Source organism: Pandoraea pneumonica, from assembly GCF_049918595.1.
Taxonomy (GTDB): domain Bacteria; phylum Pseudomonadota; class Gammaproteobacteria; order Burkholderiales; family Burkholderiaceae; genus Pandoraea; species Pandoraea pneumonica_A.
In genome coordinates, this window is the sequence record NZ_JBNCRZ010000002.1 from 136,795 (window position 1) to 152,807 (window position 16,013).

14 protein-coding genes are annotated in these 16,013 nt (G+C 63.3%); 9 read left to right on the top strand and 5 right to left on the bottom strand.

Annotated elements, in window-relative coordinates; translation table 11 throughout:
* Positions 1 to 257: 257 nt before the first annotated feature.
* Complete coding sequence (locus ACPWR9_RS07165) at positions 258 to 524, top strand: hypothetical protein (protein ID WP_426297743.1); 267 nt, start codon at positions 258 to 260, stop codon at positions 522 to 524.
* A 16-nt stretch (positions 525 to 540) separates the two neighbouring features.
* On the opposite strand, the gene ACPWR9_RS07170 is transcribed toward ACPWR9_RS07165, so the two are convergent.
* Entirely contained in the window at positions 541 to 1,218 is a 678-nt protein-coding gene (locus ACPWR9_RS07170; protein WP_426297741.1) for a hypothetical protein, read from the bottom strand.
* Between the two features lie 358 nt (positions 1,219 to 1,576).
* Between ACPWR9_RS07170 and ACPWR9_RS07175 the strand changes: the two genes are divergently transcribed.
* The 3 genes from ACPWR9_RS07175 (at position 1,577) to ACPWR9_RS07185 (ending at position 5,120) form a co-directional block, all read left to right on the top strand.
* On the top strand, positions 1,577 to 2,179 hold the full coding sequence (locus ACPWR9_RS07175) for a cysteine dioxygenase (protein ID WP_426298023.1): 603 nt from the start codon (positions 1,577 to 1,579) through the stop codon (positions 2,177 to 2,179).
* Positions 2,180 to 2,410: 231 nt separating this feature from the next.
* Complete coding sequence (locus ACPWR9_RS07180; RefSeq protein ID WP_426297739.1) at positions 2,411 to 3,766, top strand: MFS transporter; 1,356 nt, start codon at positions 2,411 to 2,413, stop codon at positions 3,764 to 3,766.
* A gap of 139 nt (positions 3,767 to 3,905) precedes the next feature.
* Complete coding sequence (locus tag ACPWR9_RS07185; RefSeq protein WP_426297737.1) at positions 3,906 to 5,120, top strand: multidrug effflux MFS transporter; 1,215 nt, start codon at positions 3,906 to 3,908, stop codon at positions 5,118 to 5,120.
* 12 nt (positions 5,121 to 5,132) lie between these two features.
* Here the strand turns inward: ACPWR9_RS07185 and ACPWR9_RS07190 are convergent, their stop codons facing one another.
* The gene (locus ACPWR9_RS07190; RefSeq protein WP_426297735.1) at positions 5,133 to 5,564 is read right to left on the bottom strand and encodes a thiol-disulfide oxidoreductase DCC family protein; all 432 of its coding nucleotides are present in this window, start codon (positions 5,562 to 5,564) and stop codon (positions 5,133 to 5,135) included.
* 131 nt (positions 5,565 to 5,695) lie between these two features.
* Between ACPWR9_RS07190 and ACPWR9_RS07195 the strand changes: the two genes are divergently transcribed.
* Positions 5,696 to 6,226: a GbsR/MarR family transcriptional regulator gene (locus ACPWR9_RS07195; protein ID WP_426297733.1), complete on the top strand. Its 531-nt coding sequence runs from the start codon at positions 5,696 to 5,698 to the stop codon at positions 6,224 to 6,226.
* Between the two features lie 113 nt (positions 6,227 to 6,339).
* Positions 6,340 to 6,774: a hypothetical protein gene (locus tag ACPWR9_RS07200; RefSeq protein ID WP_426297731.1), complete on the top strand. Its 435-nt coding sequence runs from the start codon at positions 6,340 to 6,342 to the stop codon at positions 6,772 to 6,774.
* A gap of 58 nt (positions 6,775 to 6,832) precedes the next feature.
* Here ACPWR9_RS07200 and ACPWR9_RS07205 read toward each other — a convergent pair whose 3' ends face one another.
* Entirely contained in the window at positions 6,833 to 9,196 is a 2,364-nt protein-coding gene (locus ACPWR9_RS07205) for a cytochrome P450/oxidoreductase (protein WP_426297729.1), read from the bottom strand.
* Positions 9,197 to 9,487: 291 nt separating this feature from the next.
* Here ACPWR9_RS07205 and ACPWR9_RS07210 point away from each other — a divergent pair, with 291 nt between their 5' ends.
* The 3 genes from ACPWR9_RS07210 (at position 9,488) to ACPWR9_RS07220 (ending at position 13,235) form a co-directional block, all read left to right on the top strand.
* Positions 9,488 to 10,381, top strand: coding sequence for an IclR family transcriptional regulator (locus tag ACPWR9_RS07210; RefSeq protein ID WP_426297727.1), 894 nt, complete (start codon positions 9,488 to 9,490; stop codon positions 10,379 to 10,381).
* Between the two features lie 231 nt (positions 10,382 to 10,612).
* Complete coding sequence (locus tag ACPWR9_RS07215) at positions 10,613 to 11,467, top strand: hypothetical protein (RefSeq protein ID WP_426297725.1); 855 nt, start codon at positions 10,613 to 10,615, stop codon at positions 11,465 to 11,467.
* Between the two features lie 163 nt (positions 11,468 to 11,630).
* Positions 11,631 to 13,235: an ABC transporter substrate-binding protein gene (locus ACPWR9_RS07220; protein ID WP_426298021.1), complete on the top strand. Its 1,605-nt coding sequence runs from the start codon at positions 11,631 to 11,633 to the stop codon at positions 13,233 to 13,235.
* Between the two features lie 108 nt (positions 13,236 to 13,343).
* Here ACPWR9_RS07220 and ACPWR9_RS07225 read toward each other — a convergent pair whose 3' ends face one another.
* Positions 13,344 to 14,243: an NAD(P)-dependent oxidoreductase gene (locus ACPWR9_RS07225; RefSeq protein WP_426297723.1), complete on the bottom strand. Its 900-nt coding sequence runs from the start codon at positions 14,241 to 14,243 to the stop codon at positions 13,344 to 13,346.
* 3 nt (positions 14,244 to 14,246) lie between these two features.
* Positions 14,247 to 15,986, bottom strand: coding sequence for a dihydroxy-acid dehydratase (gene ilvD / locus ACPWR9_RS07230; protein WP_426297721.1), 1,740 nt, complete (start codon positions 15,984 to 15,986; stop codon positions 14,247 to 14,249).
* Positions 15,987 to 16,013 lie beyond the last annotated feature (27 nt).

The window sequence follows — 16,013 nt, forward strand, 5'->3', positions numbered from 1 at the left end:
AATCGTTTGCAAGAATTCGAAACGGTTATTTTCGTTATATCCGGCGAATTACCGAGAATAACGACAAGCATTCGGCGCTAGATTGGAGTGACCGTGGTCCTGATGTGCCCCCGACCTCCACGGACTATCCGGCTCGCCGATTTGGCGGGCCGCTTTTTTTTCCGCTACTGCGCCGTGTTTTATGAACATGTTAGGATTCATCAAAAAACAGCATTGGTCTCGCCTTGCCATAGCTGTCGATTGCAGATGGGGGACATATGGATAAATCATTTCGTTTTTCTTGGCATTACGTGAGCGACACGGCCCCGGGCGTGCCGTTCGACCTTGAGGGCGCGGTCACGCCGCGCGCCGACGACCGCTTCGATGGCGCCGTCGATGCTTACTCAGATGGGCATTACATCGGGCGATGCGAGTATTCGAGCATCGAGGCCGACGATGCGTCGCTGGCCGCCGAACAAATCCGTAAACGCATCGAGCGACGCATCGAAGATCGCGTCGCTCGAGAGCATCAAGTCACCCATTGAGGGTTAGCTGGCGCGCCTAGCGCCAGCGTCGGCAACAGTGCCCACCCCAGCCGCCGCCCCAACCGCGTCCCCATGAAAACGAGAGCGATACGTTGCTGAGCCATGGCGACGGGGCGAAGCCCGGGTAAGCCGCATACGCTGGATAAGGCGCGTAAGTGGGGTAGGTCGCGTACGTCGGATAGGCGGCATATGCCGGGTACGCCGAATACGCCGGATAGGTGGCGTATACCGGGCCGCCCGGCGGCATTTGCTGCGATTGCGGCGGCACATAATCGGGTGGCACCGGCGAACCGTTCGGGTACACCGGCGCGCTCTGCTGCGAAGGCCGGTAATCAGGCGGCACTGGCGAACCATTCGGATAGACAGGCGGCGTTGCGCCATTGCCAGGTCGATAGTCCGGCGGCACCGGCGATCCGTTCGGATACGCGGGTCGCGCGCTAATGCCCGGCGGCGGAGGCGGCATGCTGGCACTGGGTGCAGGAGGTGCCTGCACGGGGGCTGCCGAAATGGTCGGCGTCGGCACGGGCGCGGTCGAAACATCGCCAGTAGCGCCGGGCGAGCCGGGCGCTGCACGCAACGCTTGCGGCGCATTGGGATCTTGCGAGAAAGTCAGCGCACCGCCCGGATATTGCACGACGTAGCAACCGGCGAGCGGCAAGACACAGAGCAGGGTAGCGAGCGGAGCGATTTTCATGGCGAGGAGTGTAACGCAGGAAATCGCAGCGCCATGGGCGTGCGCCACGATATCGGACCGCGTTTGCATTACGATCCGTTAGCCGTGCGGTTCGCGCGCAGTGCGAGTTGCACCGATGCGAAATCGACAGGCAAAAAAAACGGCCAGCGCGTTGCTGGCCGTGAAATCCACCAGGAGGAGGTGGAGGAGACAGGTGCAACTATATCAGGGAAATCCCTGAACGGGTAAACCTGCGACGAAAAAATATGTAGAAAAACCACAACTGCGACATTTCGTCGCTTTTTTGGATGGAAATCGCCCAATTCGCCGCCTGATATACCTCTGAGGTGCGTCGACAGGGCGACTTCCTTCGATGCATATGGAGAAAAACCACAAAGTGGACGCACACCCTGACTCACCGCTGCGGACTTTCGTTACCACGATGGGAGCGTTGCTCGATCGCGCCCCCGACGAAGCCACGATCGTGACCGAGGGCCGCGCGGCGTTGGCGGCGCTGGTGGCCGACGACACGTGGTTGCCCGAGGCGTACGCGCAGCCCGACCCGGCGCGTTACACGCAATACCGGCTTTATGTGGACCCGCAGGCCCGCTTCAGCGTGGTGAGCTTTGTGTGGGGCCCGGGGCAGTCCACGCCCGTACACGATCACACCGTCTGGGGGCTGATCGGTATGCTGCGCGGCGCTGAAGACTCACTGCCGTTTGCCCGCACCGACGACGGACAACTCGTTACTGCGGGCGACCCGATTCGCTTGTTACCTGGCAGCGTCGAAGCCGTCTCTCCCTCGCTCGGCGATATCCATCAGGTGCGCAATGCCTTCGACGACCGTGTGTCGATCAGCATCCACGTTTATGGTGCCGACATCGGTCAGGTGGGGCGCTCCGTATATCTGCCAGACGGCACACGCCGTCACTTCGTCTCGGGTTACGCCAATCCTGGCGCGCCCAACCTCGTTGACGGCTAAACACCTTCCTCAGCTTTCCCGCGTCGTTTCAGCGTTTCCCTCCGGTTTTCTTCCCCGCATTTCTTCCTGTCACCGGCCACTTTTGGCCGGTGATGCCTATTGCCATTCGTGATGGGAATCTAAGTGTTAACACCAAGCATCGAATTACGTTCGGCGATATAAACTTCCGCAAAGCGTAATTCCGTCTGGCGCATAGACCGGGACGCAGTAACAAGAACGTTTGGAGACAGGATGAAAGCAGCAGAAGTGAATGTCGGCGCATTGATCGACGAGAGCCGTCTGGGCGGCTACCAGTGGTGGGTGATTGCGCTGTGCGCGATGTGTCTGGTCGTCGACGGTTTCGATGTGCAGGCGATGGGCTACGTCGCCCCGGTGGTGATTCGCGAGTGGGGCATTGCGAAGGAAACGCTCTCGCCGGTGTTTGGTGCAGGCTTGTTCGGTATGTTGGTGGGCTCGCTCACGTTCTCGGCGTTGGCCGATAAGCTGGGCCGCCGTCCGGTGCTGATTGGCGCGACGCTGTTTTTCGCTGTGTGCATGATCGTGACCGGCTTTGCCAATTCGATTACCGAACTCGTCGTGTGGCGCTTTGCTGCGGGCCTCGGTCTGGGTTGCATCATGCCCAACGCGATGGCGCTCGCTGGCGAATACAGCCCGCGTCGCATCCGTGTCTCGCTGATGATGATGGTGTCGTGCGGCTTTACGCTGGGCGGCGTGGTCGGCGGCCTGATTACGGCGGCGATTATCCCGAGTCTGGGGTGGCGTGCGGTCTTCTTCATTGGCGGCGCGATTCCGCTGGTGCTCGGCTTCCTGATGTGGGCGTCGTTGCCCGAGTCGATTCAGTTCCTGATGTTCAAGAAGAGCGACACCGCGCGCATCCGCAAGCAATTGCAGCGCGTGGCACCGGCGGCGAATCTGCCTGCCGACGCTCGCTTCGTGCTTGACGAGCAAAAGGCCAAGGGCGTGCCGTTCATCGAGTTGTTCAAGGATGGCCGTGCGCGTATGACGCTGCTGCTTTGGGTGATCAACTTCGCCAACCTGCTCGATATGTACTTCCTGTCGAACTGGTTGCCGACGGTGATTCGCGACGCCGGTTATTCGACGCAAGTGGCCGTGATGGCGGGCACTGCGCTGTGGACGGGCGGCGTGATCGGCACACTGTTGCTGGGCCGCGTGATCGACCGTCTGGGCTTCACGAGTGTGCTGGCCGTCACGTTCCTGATCGCCATTGCCGCAACGGCGGCGATCGGCAACCCGGCGGTGATGGTGTCGATGGTGGCGGTGTTCGCGGCGATCTTCTTTGCAGGCTTTTCGATCATCGGCGGTCAACCGGCGCTCAACGCGCTGGCCGCGACGTACTACCCGACGTCGCTGCGCTCGACGGGCATCGGCTGGAGCCTCGGCATCGGCCGTATCGGCTCGGTGCTGGGCCCGGTGCTGGGCGGCGCGCTGATGCATCTGCAATGGTCGTCGTCGTCGCTGTTCCTGGCGGCCGCCGTGCCCGCAGGTATCTCGCTCATCGGTGTGCTGGCAATTGCTCGCATGCAACGTGGCGACGGCGGCAACCTGCGCGCCGCGACCGCGAACTGATGTTGTGATTGTTTTCTCGACTCGCCCATGCGCCCGCAGTTAAGCGCATGGCAGTGAGGTCCGACGCCCGCCAGCGGTATGATGGCGGGCGTTGTGCTTTTCGCACGGCATCTTCAGCATTCGATAATTAAAACGACAAATGACACAGACGTCCGAACTCTCTCCTGCCTTGCCGACCGAGCGTGTATTGCTGGGCATTCTTGGCCTGTTCATGATGATTGCGCCCGCGTCCACGGACATGTATTTGCCGGGGCTGGTGACCATGCGCCACGAGTTGGGGGCGAGTGCCGCGGCGGCACAACTCACGCTGTCGTACTTCTTTCTGGGGTTCGCGTTCGGGCAACTGCTGTGGGGCCCGCTGGCAGACCGTTTCGGGCGGCGCTGGCCGATGGCGGCGGGTATCGCGCTCTATATCTTCGGCAGCGTCGGGTGCGCGTTCTCGGACACCATCGATCACATGATGATGTGGCGCTTCGTGCAAGCGCTCGGCGGCTGCGCCATGCCGGTCATTGCGCAAGCGATCGTGCGCGATGTCTATGGCGCACGTAACAGTGCGCGCGCGTTCTCGATCATGTTGCTGGTGATGAGCGTGGCGCCGATTGTCGCGCCGTTGCTCGGTGGTCAACTGCTGCGTTTCACGACGTGGCGCGTGATCTTCGGCATTCTCGCAGCGTTCGGTGTGGTGGCCATGCTCGCGTTGTGGCGTCTGCCGGAGACGGGCGCGGTGCATGCGCGCACGGTAGGTGGCCCGCGTGCCATCGTGATGTCGTATTGGCATTTGCTGCGCGACAAGCAATTCGTCGGCTATATGGTCGCGGGCGGTGCGGTGTTCGGCGCGTCGTTCACGTACATCACGGGCACGCCGCTCGTGTACATGGAGTACTTCCATGTGTCGCCGCAGTTCTTCGGCGTGCTGTTCGGGATCAATATCGTCGGCATGGCCTCGATGACGATGTTCAACTCGCGCCGCGTCGGACAGATCGGCTCATATCGTCTGATGCGCATGGGCATCATCGGCTGTGCGGTGGTCACGTCGGTGCTGTTCGCGACGGCTTGGCTGGGCATCGCCATTCTGCCGTTGATGGTGGCGCTGCTGTTCCTGTTCATGTCGCTGCGCGGCATCATCACTGCGAATTCAGTGGCCGGGGCGATGGCGAATCACCCGACCCGCGCAGGCGCGGCGGCGGCGCTGGTCGGCAGTGTGCAATACGGCTTCGGGTTTGCCGCGGGCGCACTGCTCGGCGTGCTCAACGATGGCTCGCCGCGACCGCTGGCGACTGTCATGTGCGGGTTCGCGCTGCTGGCGCTGGTGTCGATGTTGACGATGCTGCCGACGAAGCGTGCGGCGGGCTGAACCACAACACGTTTAGGGCTTGCTGCGCGGGTCGCCATAGGTTTTCGTGGCACAGGCGCCGTCGACACAATCGGGCGCCGCACGCACCCGCAGCCAGCGAGATACGCGAAGGCGATTGCGCGCGAATGTGCGGTAGAGCACGCGCGCTGCCGGGCGTAGCGCGGGCACGCGCAGCGGTGCCACCAGCCAGCCTCGCCCGGTCAACGTATAGGCCGCGATCAGGGCATCGATCCCGATCAGACACTCGCCCTCGGCCGTCCATGCATGCATCTGCGCGTTGAGCGCGGCGAGACTCACCCCAAGCGGGGCAGGGTCGAACGAGGGCAGGGCAATGTCGACGAACGCCAGTTTTTCGTCCGCGTCTCTGGCGCGCAACTGTCGAACTTCCATCATGCAGATCGGACAATTGCCGTCGACGTACAAGGTCAGTGCGGCGGTGCTCATGGCAAACGCTCCCAGCGGATTGGTCGGTTTCATTAATTTCTGTCATTAACGAAATTAGGTCGGACGCGCACCGTCGTCAAGATGAAATTTCTGTCTTGACAGAAATTTCCGTAATGACTAGATTTGCACACATGGAACTCACACCGATCACTGAACGATTCATCCTCCACTGGGGCGAGATGGGCTCGCGCTGGGGCGTCAACCGGACGGTCGCGCAAATTCATGCGCTGCTTTATCTGGCGGGACGGCCCGTACCGGCGGACGAAATCACCGACACGCTTCAGGTGGCGCGCTCGAACGTGAGCACGAGCCTCAAGGAGCTACAGTCGTGGCGTCTCGTGCGCACGGTGCATGTGTTGGGCGACCGCCGCGAGCATTTCGAAACGTCGACCGACATCTGGGAGTTGTTCAAGCTGATCGTGGAAGGGCGGCGTCAGCGCGAGATCGACCCGACGATGACGATGTTGCGCGACACCCTGATGAGCCCCGAGATGTCGGCAGAAAGCCGCGAGACCGAGCAGCGCATGCGCGATACGCTGGACTTTCTGGAAACGCTCACGACGTGGTCGGATGAAATGCTGCGACTCAAGCCCGAAACGTTGATGAAAACGCTGGGCATGGGCGCGAAGATCAGCCGCACAGTGCGGCGCAAGAAGTCGTAAAGCAGTGGGTAGAGAAGCTGCGGACGAAGTACCCGTGGATTGACCCGTGGATCGTCCGCATTTTTTTCGAATAATATTTCTGTTTATACAGAAATTACTGTAGGAGGTGTGAGATGCAATCGCTACTCTTTTTCGCCTTATATCTGCTGATTCCCGTGGCGAGCGGGCTGTTGGTGACGCGCTATCTCGGGCCGGTGCTGGGCAAGATGCTCACGGATTTGTGCGGCACACGTGACCGGGCCGACTTCTGGGTGCGCATTTGCATGGTGATGTTGATGGCGCTGCCGCTCGTATTGGTCTTGCTGACCGCACCAATGCGCACTTGCACGGCGGAGGCCGTGGAATGCTCGGTCTCCGTGATGCGTCGCGCGAGCTTCTTTACGGTCATTGGCTTGCTGGTGGGCGTGTGGATCATCGCCTCGGTGGTGCGCCGGTTCGTGCCGAAGCCGGTCGCCAACCCGCCGAAAGACGCGCCCAAGGCGTTGCCGAAGGCGCCCTCGGTCGAAAACGCGGTGCCGGTGCCGATGTCGCAACGTGCCCAGCCATGAGGTGGCCGGGCACCACTGAAACGCAGCACGCTGGCGGAAAACCGCCAGCGTTTTTTCATTACAGCGCCAGCACCAGCTTCTTCCCGCAAGCGCGCGAGCAGCACGACATCATCTTTGTGTTGGCGTCGCGCTCGGTACGGGTGAGCACCACGTCGCGGTGATCGACGTCGCCTTCCAGCACCTGCACTTCGCATGAGCCGCACAGGCCTTCTTCGCAGTCGCTCTGCACATCGATATTGGCCGCACGTAGCGCCGTGAGCAGCGTCTGATCGGCTGGCACCAATACCGTAATGCCCGAGTCTTTCAGCGTGACTTCGAACGCATGCTCTTTCTCAGGATCGAGCGTGCCCAGTTGCGACTGGAAGTGTTCGACGCGCAGCGTGTCTTCCGGCCAATGCGCGCAACATGCGGCCAGGCCGTCGAGCATGCGCACCGGGCCGCAGGCATACACCTGCGTGTCGGCACGCGGCGTGGCGAGCAGTTGTGCGTAATCAGCGCGCTGGCCTTCGTCCTTCACCCACAGATGCAGGCGCTCACCGTGCAGCGCCTGAAGCTCGTCGAGCAGCGCCATCGTGCGGCGGCTACGCCCGCTGTAGTGAATTTCGTAATCGATGCCCAGTGTTTTGGCACGGCGTGCCATGGCCGCCACCGGTGTCACGCCGATACCGCCTGCGACAAAGACGGCGCGCGGCGTGGTTTCGTCGAGACGGAAGTGGTTGCGTGGGCCGCGAATGCGCAGACGGTCGCCGGTTTTCAGTTCGGTGTGAACCCAGTTCGAGCCGCCACGGCCGTCTGGCTCATGCAGCACGGCAATCTCCAGCGCGCCGCTGTCGGCCGGGTCGCCGCACAGCGAGTATTGACGCGAAAGGCCCGTGTCGCCGCATTCGATATCGATGTGCGAGCCAGGCGCCCAGCGCGGCAGGGCGCGGCCATCGGGCGCGACCAGGCGCAACTTCACGATGCCTTCGGCCACCGGTGTGATCGACTCGACCACGACAGGGCGCGTCACGCTATGGCCCGACGGCTCGCCGATGCGCACCGGCGACTGGGTTGTCAGCACCGCAGGATCGGCGCGTTCCGGGTTCATCGCCGGATCCCACTCGACCCACACGTGTTCGGGGCCACGGAACGACGTATTCGGCACGTACGAGAACTGCTGCTCGGCCAACTTCATGTGCGGCAGGCGGCGCGTGAATTCTTCGAGGAAGATTTGCATCTCCATGCGCGCGAGGTTCTTGCCCATGCACTGATGCGAGCCGTAGCCGAAGGTCAACTGATCGCTGGCGTTTTCGCGGCGAATGTCGAACAGGTCGGCGTCGGCGAAGTGCGCTTCGTCGTGATTGGCGGACGACGTCACGATCAGCAGCTTCGAGCCAGCGGCAATATCGATACCGCCGATGGTCACATCCTTAGTCGCCAGACGGCGCCACGCGGCTACCGAGCCGTTGTGGCGCAGACATTCTTCGACGGCATTGGGAATCAACGACGGGTCTTCGCAGATCTCGCGCCAGACGTCCGGGTGCTGCAACAGCAGCTTCATCGCGTTGGCGGTGGCGTTCGCGGTGGTTTCGTGCGCCGCGACGATCCCCGCCATCATCATCGAATGCAGGTAGGAGTCAGTGACGACTTCCGGGTAGTCCTTCTGCTTGCGAATACCGTATTGCATCCAGCCCGGGCCGTCCGGCTGCTGGCGCATCTTGTCGAGAATCTTCCCGGCGAGTTGCCAGAAGTTGCCCACGGCGTGCGCCACGGCGACTTGTTCTTCAGGCTTCGGACGCCCCCACGTGTTGACCGTGTGCGCAATGGAGTACTCGCGCAGCTTGTCCATATCTTCTTCGGGCACGCCGAGGAAGTGCAGGGCGACGGTGAGCGGCACTTCCCACAGCATCTGGTCGACAAGGTCGGCGCGTCCGTCGTTGATAAAGCGGTCGACGTATTCGCGCGCCAGCTCGCGCACGAGCGGCTCATGGTGCTTCAAATGTTCGGGCGTGAACGGCTCCATGAGTACGCGACGGCGCGGCATGTGCGCGGGTTCGTCTTCGTTCACGAGCGTGCGATTGAGTGCGAACCCGTAGGACGCGAGCACGGCATTCGCTTCGGGGCCCGTCGGGGTGATCTTCTCGAGCGCAATGGACGGGCTGAACGTCAGGTTGTCGCGGAAGATCGCCTTGATATCGTCGTAGCGGGTGACGACCCAATAGCCGAGCTTCGGGCTGTAGAACACGGGTTCCTGCTCACGGGCCCAGCGCACGTACTCGGGCGGATCTTGCTGGTAGCCGTCTTCAAACGGATCGAAGTCCGCGGCGCGTGCGCTGACCGGGCAGCCATTCGGGGCCACAGTGGCCGCTGCCGGTGCTTGATGGAACGGGCAACCGCCGCTCGCAGGTGAAGTGGCTGAAGTTGGGGAGGGGGTTTGGCTCATCCGTTCACGCTCTCTCTGGATCCGGTGTGGTCGCCGCGATGAATCGTCGCAGCGTCACACGCAATCAAACAAGTGTAGAGGAGCACCGGCGCGATGCGGGGACGTCTCCTCAGCTCGATGCGATATCGTTCCCGCCGTGCCGGCATGTCAGTACGTCGGCAGGTGGACGTTCGCATTCTCTAAATCTGTTAAGCGTAAATATAATACGCATTGCGTAATTTCGTAGACTGGGGTTAACCTCTACGTCTCATGACGTCGGACGACATGGCATTGCATCTTAAAATCTCGCCGATGACGACAAACAAACGACCCACCGCAGGCCGACCGCGTAGCGCGGCCTCGCTCTCCAGTGCTTCCGCTTCCTCGGACGCCGACGGCGACACCCCGCGCGAGCGCGGCCGGCGTCAGCGTGTGCAATCGGCCGAGACCGGCATGGTGGTGCTCAAGGGGCTAGCTCGCTTGGGCGGCCGCGCAAGCCTCACGGTACTGGCGCAGTTCGTGCAGCAAAGTCCGGCCAAGGTGCACCGATATCTGATGAGTCTGGTGGAAGAGGGACTCGTCGCACAGGACACGGATTCCCAGCATTACCACCTTGGTCTCGAAGCGATGCTCATTGGCGTCGCGGCGATGCGTCAAGCCGACCCCGTCCGCGCGGCGGAGCCAGCACTGGTGCGCTTGCGCGAGGCGTTCGAAGTCACGTGCTTCATCGCGGTGATGGGGAACAAGGGGCCGACCATCGTGCGTTTCGAAGAGCCCGGGCTGCCGGTGACGATCAATGTGCGCATCGGCTCGGTCATGTCGGTGCTTTGGTCGGCGGCGGGCCGCGTGTTCCTTGGCTTGCTCGACGACCCGCAAGTGCTGGCGATGGCCGAGGCCGAACTCGCCAATGCCACGCCGGAGCACCGGGCGCAGCTCGATGCCACCGATCCCATCGGCGTGCTGCGCCAGTCGGTGCGCGATGCCCAAGGTGCCAGCGTTCGCGATACCAACCTGACCGGCATTAGCGCACTCGCCGCCCCGGTATTCAACTACGACGGCCGGCTGGTCGGCGTCATCACTGCGCTCGGTGCTACCGGCGGTTTCGACGCCCGCCTCGACAGCCCGATCGGGGAAGCGGTTCGCCGCGAAGCGCTCTCTGCCAGTCACGCACTCGGGTACCGTCCGCCGCTGCCCGCCAGCGCCTAAGCACCCCTTCGCACCAGATTCGCGCCTTCTCAGAGACGCCATCCTTCGGGCCAGACCCCGGGGGAGGCGAATCTGCGCCGTTTCCTATGACTTTTGACTGGGATGTGACCCGCATCGCGGGGACGCGCGTGCTATCATTTGATAATGATTCTCATTAACAAATGAATGGCCGACGATGACGCCGTGTTTTGCGCGCATCGGAGACCTCGCCTGCGGAGGTCGCAAATGCTCATGTTGAAACGTACCGTCGATCTCACGCCGCGTGTGCTCTCGATCCCTTCGCCCGCGCTAACCTACGTTCCGCTCGGTCAGTTCGGGCAGGGCGCGCGCAAGGTTTCCGGCGGCGCGCGCCACCGTGCACTCGCCAGCAGCGACGCAATCGACGGGAGCCTGGGGCCTGCCAATAGGCAATCGCCGCAATGTGACGCCGACGAACTCTGGCTCTGGCGTTTCCTGCTCGCGGGCCGTCCGTTCGGGGCTACCGGCGCCGCAGTCGGCGGTGCGGACGACGGCGCCACCTGGCTTTCGCCCACTGAGCACGCCCTCGCGCGCCGTCTGCCACGCACGCAAATGCGGCACCGCTTCATGTCGGAGCGCATCGCGCTGCGCTGGATCTTCGGCCGCTGGTTCCGTTGCGCCCCCGGCGACGCGCCCGTACCCGCTGCAACCCCCGGCGTCTCCGCCTTCGAATGCGACAGCCCGCACGGCAAGGTGTGGATCGATATGGCGCACGCGGGCCTGTGGCTATTCGTCGCGCTTGGACACGGACCGCTGGCCCTCGCGGCGCACGCGCCCGTTGGCGTTGCGGCAGAAGTTGCCGAAGACGGCGAGCCATCCGCCGCGCAAGATCCGTTCGCGGTGTCTCGCGACGCTGCGCACCGTATGTGTCTGGCGCGGCTGGCAGGCGAGGGCGACTCGCTCGCCGCCGGGGCTAACGTGCCGCTGCTCGCGCACCCCTACGTGAGCGTGCCGTACGCAGGCCGCACACGGTATCTCTACGACATCTCCGTCGGCTCGCGTCTGACTGTGGTCGCCGCACGCGACACCATCGTGCACCGCATGCGTGGTTTTGGTTGGCAGAACTGAGGGTTGGCGGGGCGCGGTTTGCGCGAGCACAACAGCTGACGCCTAGGACAAGACGAAAAGGCATCGGAGGCTGGCGATGCCAGCGTCGGCAGACGCCGGGAATTTGCGCTATTCTGCCCCGTTGCTGTGCCATCCCGTCATCGACTTCCTGGAGAAGAAGCTCATGCGCCGTCGCTTTCGTCCCACTCTCGCTGCTGTCCTAACGGTTCTTTCCCTGCCGCTGATTCCGCTTGCTGCGCACGCCAAAGCCCTGACCGTCTGTACCGAAGCCAGCCCTGAAGGCTTCGACGTGGTGCGATACAACTCGCTCACGACGACCAACGCTTCCGCCGACACGGTGTTCAACCGTCTCGTCGAATTCGATGCCGCACAGGCCAAGGTCGTGCCGAGCCTCGCCACCAAGTGGGAGGTGAGCCCCGATGGCCTCACCTACACCTTCACGCTGCGCCCGAACGTCAGCTTCCATAGCAACGCCGATTTCAAGCCGACCCGCGCGTTCAACGCCGATGACGTGGTCTTCACGTTCGATCGCATGCTCAACCCGGACGCCCCGTGGCACAAGCTCACGCCGTCGGGCTTCCCGCACGCGCAGTCGCTCTCGCTGCCGAAGCTGATCAAGTCGGTGCAGAAGGTCGATGCCAACACGGTGCGCTTCACGCTCTCCGAGCCGGACGCCACGTTCCTGTCGATGTTGTCGATGGGCTTTGCGTCGATCTATTCGGCCGAGTACGCCGATAAGCTGATCGCGAGCAACAAGACGGATGACCTCAATGCGCGTCCGATCGGCACGGGGCCATTCGTTTTCCGCAGCTATCAGAAAGACAGCATCGTGCGTTTCGATGCGAACAAGACGTACTTTGCGGGCAAACCGGCGTCGGACCAGTTGATCTACACCATCGTGCCGGACGCCGCCGTGCGTGCGCAGAAGGTCAAGGTCGGCGAGTGCCAGATTGCGCTGTCGCCCAAGCCGCTCGATGTGCAAGCCGCGCGTAGCGACAAGGCGTTGAAGGTGGTGGAAACGCCGGCGTTCATGACGGCGTTCGTCGCCATCAACACGCAGCACAAGCCGCTCGACGACAAGCGCGTGCGTCAGGCGCTGAACATGGCGTTTGATAAGCCGAGCTACGTCAAGCAGGTGTTCGAAGGCACGGCGACACCCGCCGTGAATGTCTATCCGCCGAACACGTGGAGCTACGCCAAGAACGTCGCCGACTATCCGCACAACATCGAGAAGGCGAAGCAGTTGCTCGCCGAAGCGGGTTTCCCCAACGGTTTCGACACAACGATCTGGACGCGTCCGGCCGGCAGTCTGCTGAACCCGAATCCGAAGGTCGGCGCGGAAATGTTGCAGGCCGATCTGGCAAAGATCGGTGTGCGTGCGCAGATTCGTACGGTGGAGTGGGGTGAGCTGATTCGTCGCGGCAAAGCGGGCGAACACGACTTGCTGTTCATGGGCTGGTCGGGCGATAACGGCGACCCGGACAACTTCCTGACGCCGCAATTCAGCTGCGCCGCAGTGACGTCGGGCACGAACTTCGCACGCTTTTGCGACAGCAATCTGGATAAGCTGATCGCCGACGGCAAGCGCACGCCTGATATTGCGGCACGTACGGCCAAGTATCAGGCCGCACAGAAGCTGATCAAGGACGATGCGCTGTGGATTCCGCTGGCGCATCCGAACGCCGCGGTCATCACGCGGGCAGGCGTCACGGGGTATCAAGTCAGCCCGTTTGGCCGTCAATATTTCGCGACGGTCGAGGCGAAGTAATTTGCCATAGCCAGCTATGCTGGCCCACCCTTGCGCCGCGCCGGTTCGAATTCCTTCGAATCGGCGCGGCGCAAGTCATTTCAGGCAGCGCTCACTACGACGCGCACATTACTTGGCGCCCTGACTCTCTTCTTCACCGATGCGGAAGATTTGCGACAGATCGGCGTCGGCCATGCCACGATCGGCGGCGTCTTGCAGCAGTCGGCGGACTTCGGGCAGCACCCGTTGCACCGTCGCGCTCGTCTCTGCCAATTCGGCAATCGCATTCAAGTCTTTGAGCATCACCCGCACCGTACCCGTCGCATGATCGGGCGGCGTGACCATGCGCGGCCACAAGGTTTGCATCAGCACCGAGTCGGCCCAGCCGCCGAACAGCGCCGACGGCACCGCGCCGGTATCGATGCCACTGCGCTTGGCCAGCACGAACGCCTCCGCCAGCCCGGCCAATGTCGTCGCAACAATGGCCTGATTGGCGAGCTTGGTGGTTTGTCCTGCACCCACGTCGCCCATGCGCGTGACGCGCGCCGAGAACGCGCGCAACACCGGCGTCACGGCTTCGATGGCATCTGCCGCGCCGCCAGCCATGATCGCCAACGTGCCCGCTTCAGCACCACCCGTGCCACCGGAGACGGGCGCGTCGATCCAGGCGTTCCCCGTGGCTTGCGTCCAGCGTGCTGCCAGCGAGCGCGTGAGCGCGGGCGACAGCGTCGAGTGATCGACGAGATAGCGCGGCGGCTTCGCGGCGTGCACGAGGCCGTGCTCGCCGAACACCACGTCTTCGACCGCGTACCCGTCGCCGAGACACAGCAGGGCGATATCGACACGCTCACCGAGCGCCTGCGGCGTATCGCAGGCATGTGCACCTGCGCTGGTCAGCGGCGCGAGCTTCGATGCCGAGCGATTCCAGATCGCTGCGTGGTGCCCGGCGGCGAGCAGCCGCTGCACCATCGGTTCACCCATGCGGCCGATGCCGCAAAACCCGACTCGGAGGGGGGATTTCGATTCCATACGTTAGTCCTTGGCGTTGGTTGGCGTCTCCCCGATCGACGCTTCGTAAGGCCAATCCACTGCGCCTGAATGCGTGACAGCGCCCAGTTTGGCGGGGCGCACCAGCGCTTCGTATTTTTCGAGCACGCCCCCAAGGCGCCCGCGTACAAACGGCTTGGTGGTGGCGGCGCGGGCGGCCAGTTCGTCATCGGAGAGTTCGACGTCGAGCTTACCCTTGATCGCGTCGATGTGGATGCGGTCGCCGTCGCGCAGCAAACGGATCGGGCCACCTGCCGCCGCTTCCGGGCCGACATAGCCGATGCACATGCCGCGCGTGGCACCCGAGAAGCGGCCGTCGGTGAGCAGCGCCACCTTTTCGCCCATGCCTTGCCCGTAGATGGCCGCCGTCACGCTCAGCATCTCGCGCATGCCCGGGCCACCCTTCGGCCCTTCGTTACGAATGACCAGCACGTCGCCTTCGCGGTACGTGCCCGCTGCCACCACGGCCATGCAGTCTTCTTCTGTTTCGAACACACGTGCGGTGCCCGAGAACACCAACTGCTTGAGCCCGGCGGTCTTCAGTGCCGCGCCGTCGGGGGCGAGATTGCCGCGCAGCACGACCAGCCCGGCGTTCGGCGAGAGCGGTTCGGTATGCGGCATGACCACACGGCCGTCGGGGCCGGGGAACGCGCGCAAAGCGTCTGCCAGCGTCTCGCCGCTTTGCGTGAGCGTGTCGCCATGGATATGGCCGCCTGCGAGCAGCGCGTTGAGCACCGCAGGCACGCCGCCCACGTGATGCAAATCGACGGCGAGATATCGGCCACCCGGTTGCATATCGCCGATGAGCGGCGTGCGCGCCAGCACTTCGGAAACGTCGTCGAGCGTGAATTGAATCCCGGCTTCATGCGCAATGGCCGGGATATGCAGCATGGCGTTGGTCGAGCCGCCCGTCGCCGCGACGGCGGCACAGGCGTTCTCGAGACTCTTGCGGGTCACCAGATCGCGCGGTAGCGGACCGCCGTTGCGCAGCGCGCGCATCACGTTCTCGCCTGCACGGCGGGCAATGGCAATGCGTTCGCTATAGACGGCAGGCACCATGGCCGAGCCGAGCGGGGCAAGCCCAAGCACTTCGGCGACCATCGCCATCGTGTTCGCAGTGAATTGCCCCGGGCACGACCCCGCCGTCGGCGTGCAGCGCTTCTCGATGCCTCGCAAGGTATCGAGCGACATGTCGCCGCGCTGCGCCGCACCTACGGCTTCAATAGCGGTAAGAATCGTCGCCTGTGAGCCATCGGGCGCGACGCCCGGCAGCATCGCGCCGCCGAAAAGGAAGACGCCGGGAACGTTGACTCGTACCATGCCCATCAGAATGCCCGGCAATGTCTTGTCGCAGCCTGCCACGCCGACGAGGGCGTCGTAGCAATGGGCACGCACGAACAATTCCACGCTGTCCGCAATGGTCTCGCGCGAGACCAGCGAGAAGCGCATGCCCGAGTGGTTCATCGAGGTGCCGTCGGAGACCGAGATCGCAGAGCCGCGAATCGGCACACCGCCGCCAGCGGCGACACCCAGACGCACGTTGTCGGAAATCTGGCCGAGCGACATCGAGCAGGGCGTGTTCTCGCCGAAGGTGTCGACGATGGCGACGAACGGTTTGTCGATGGCTTCGTCGTCGAGACCGGTGGCGCGCAGAAAGGCGCGGTGTGGCGTGCGCGTAATGCCTTCGGTGACCGTGCGCGAGCGGTGTTTGTGCAGATCAGTCATGGGGGAGTCCTGTTGTTCTGTAGGGGC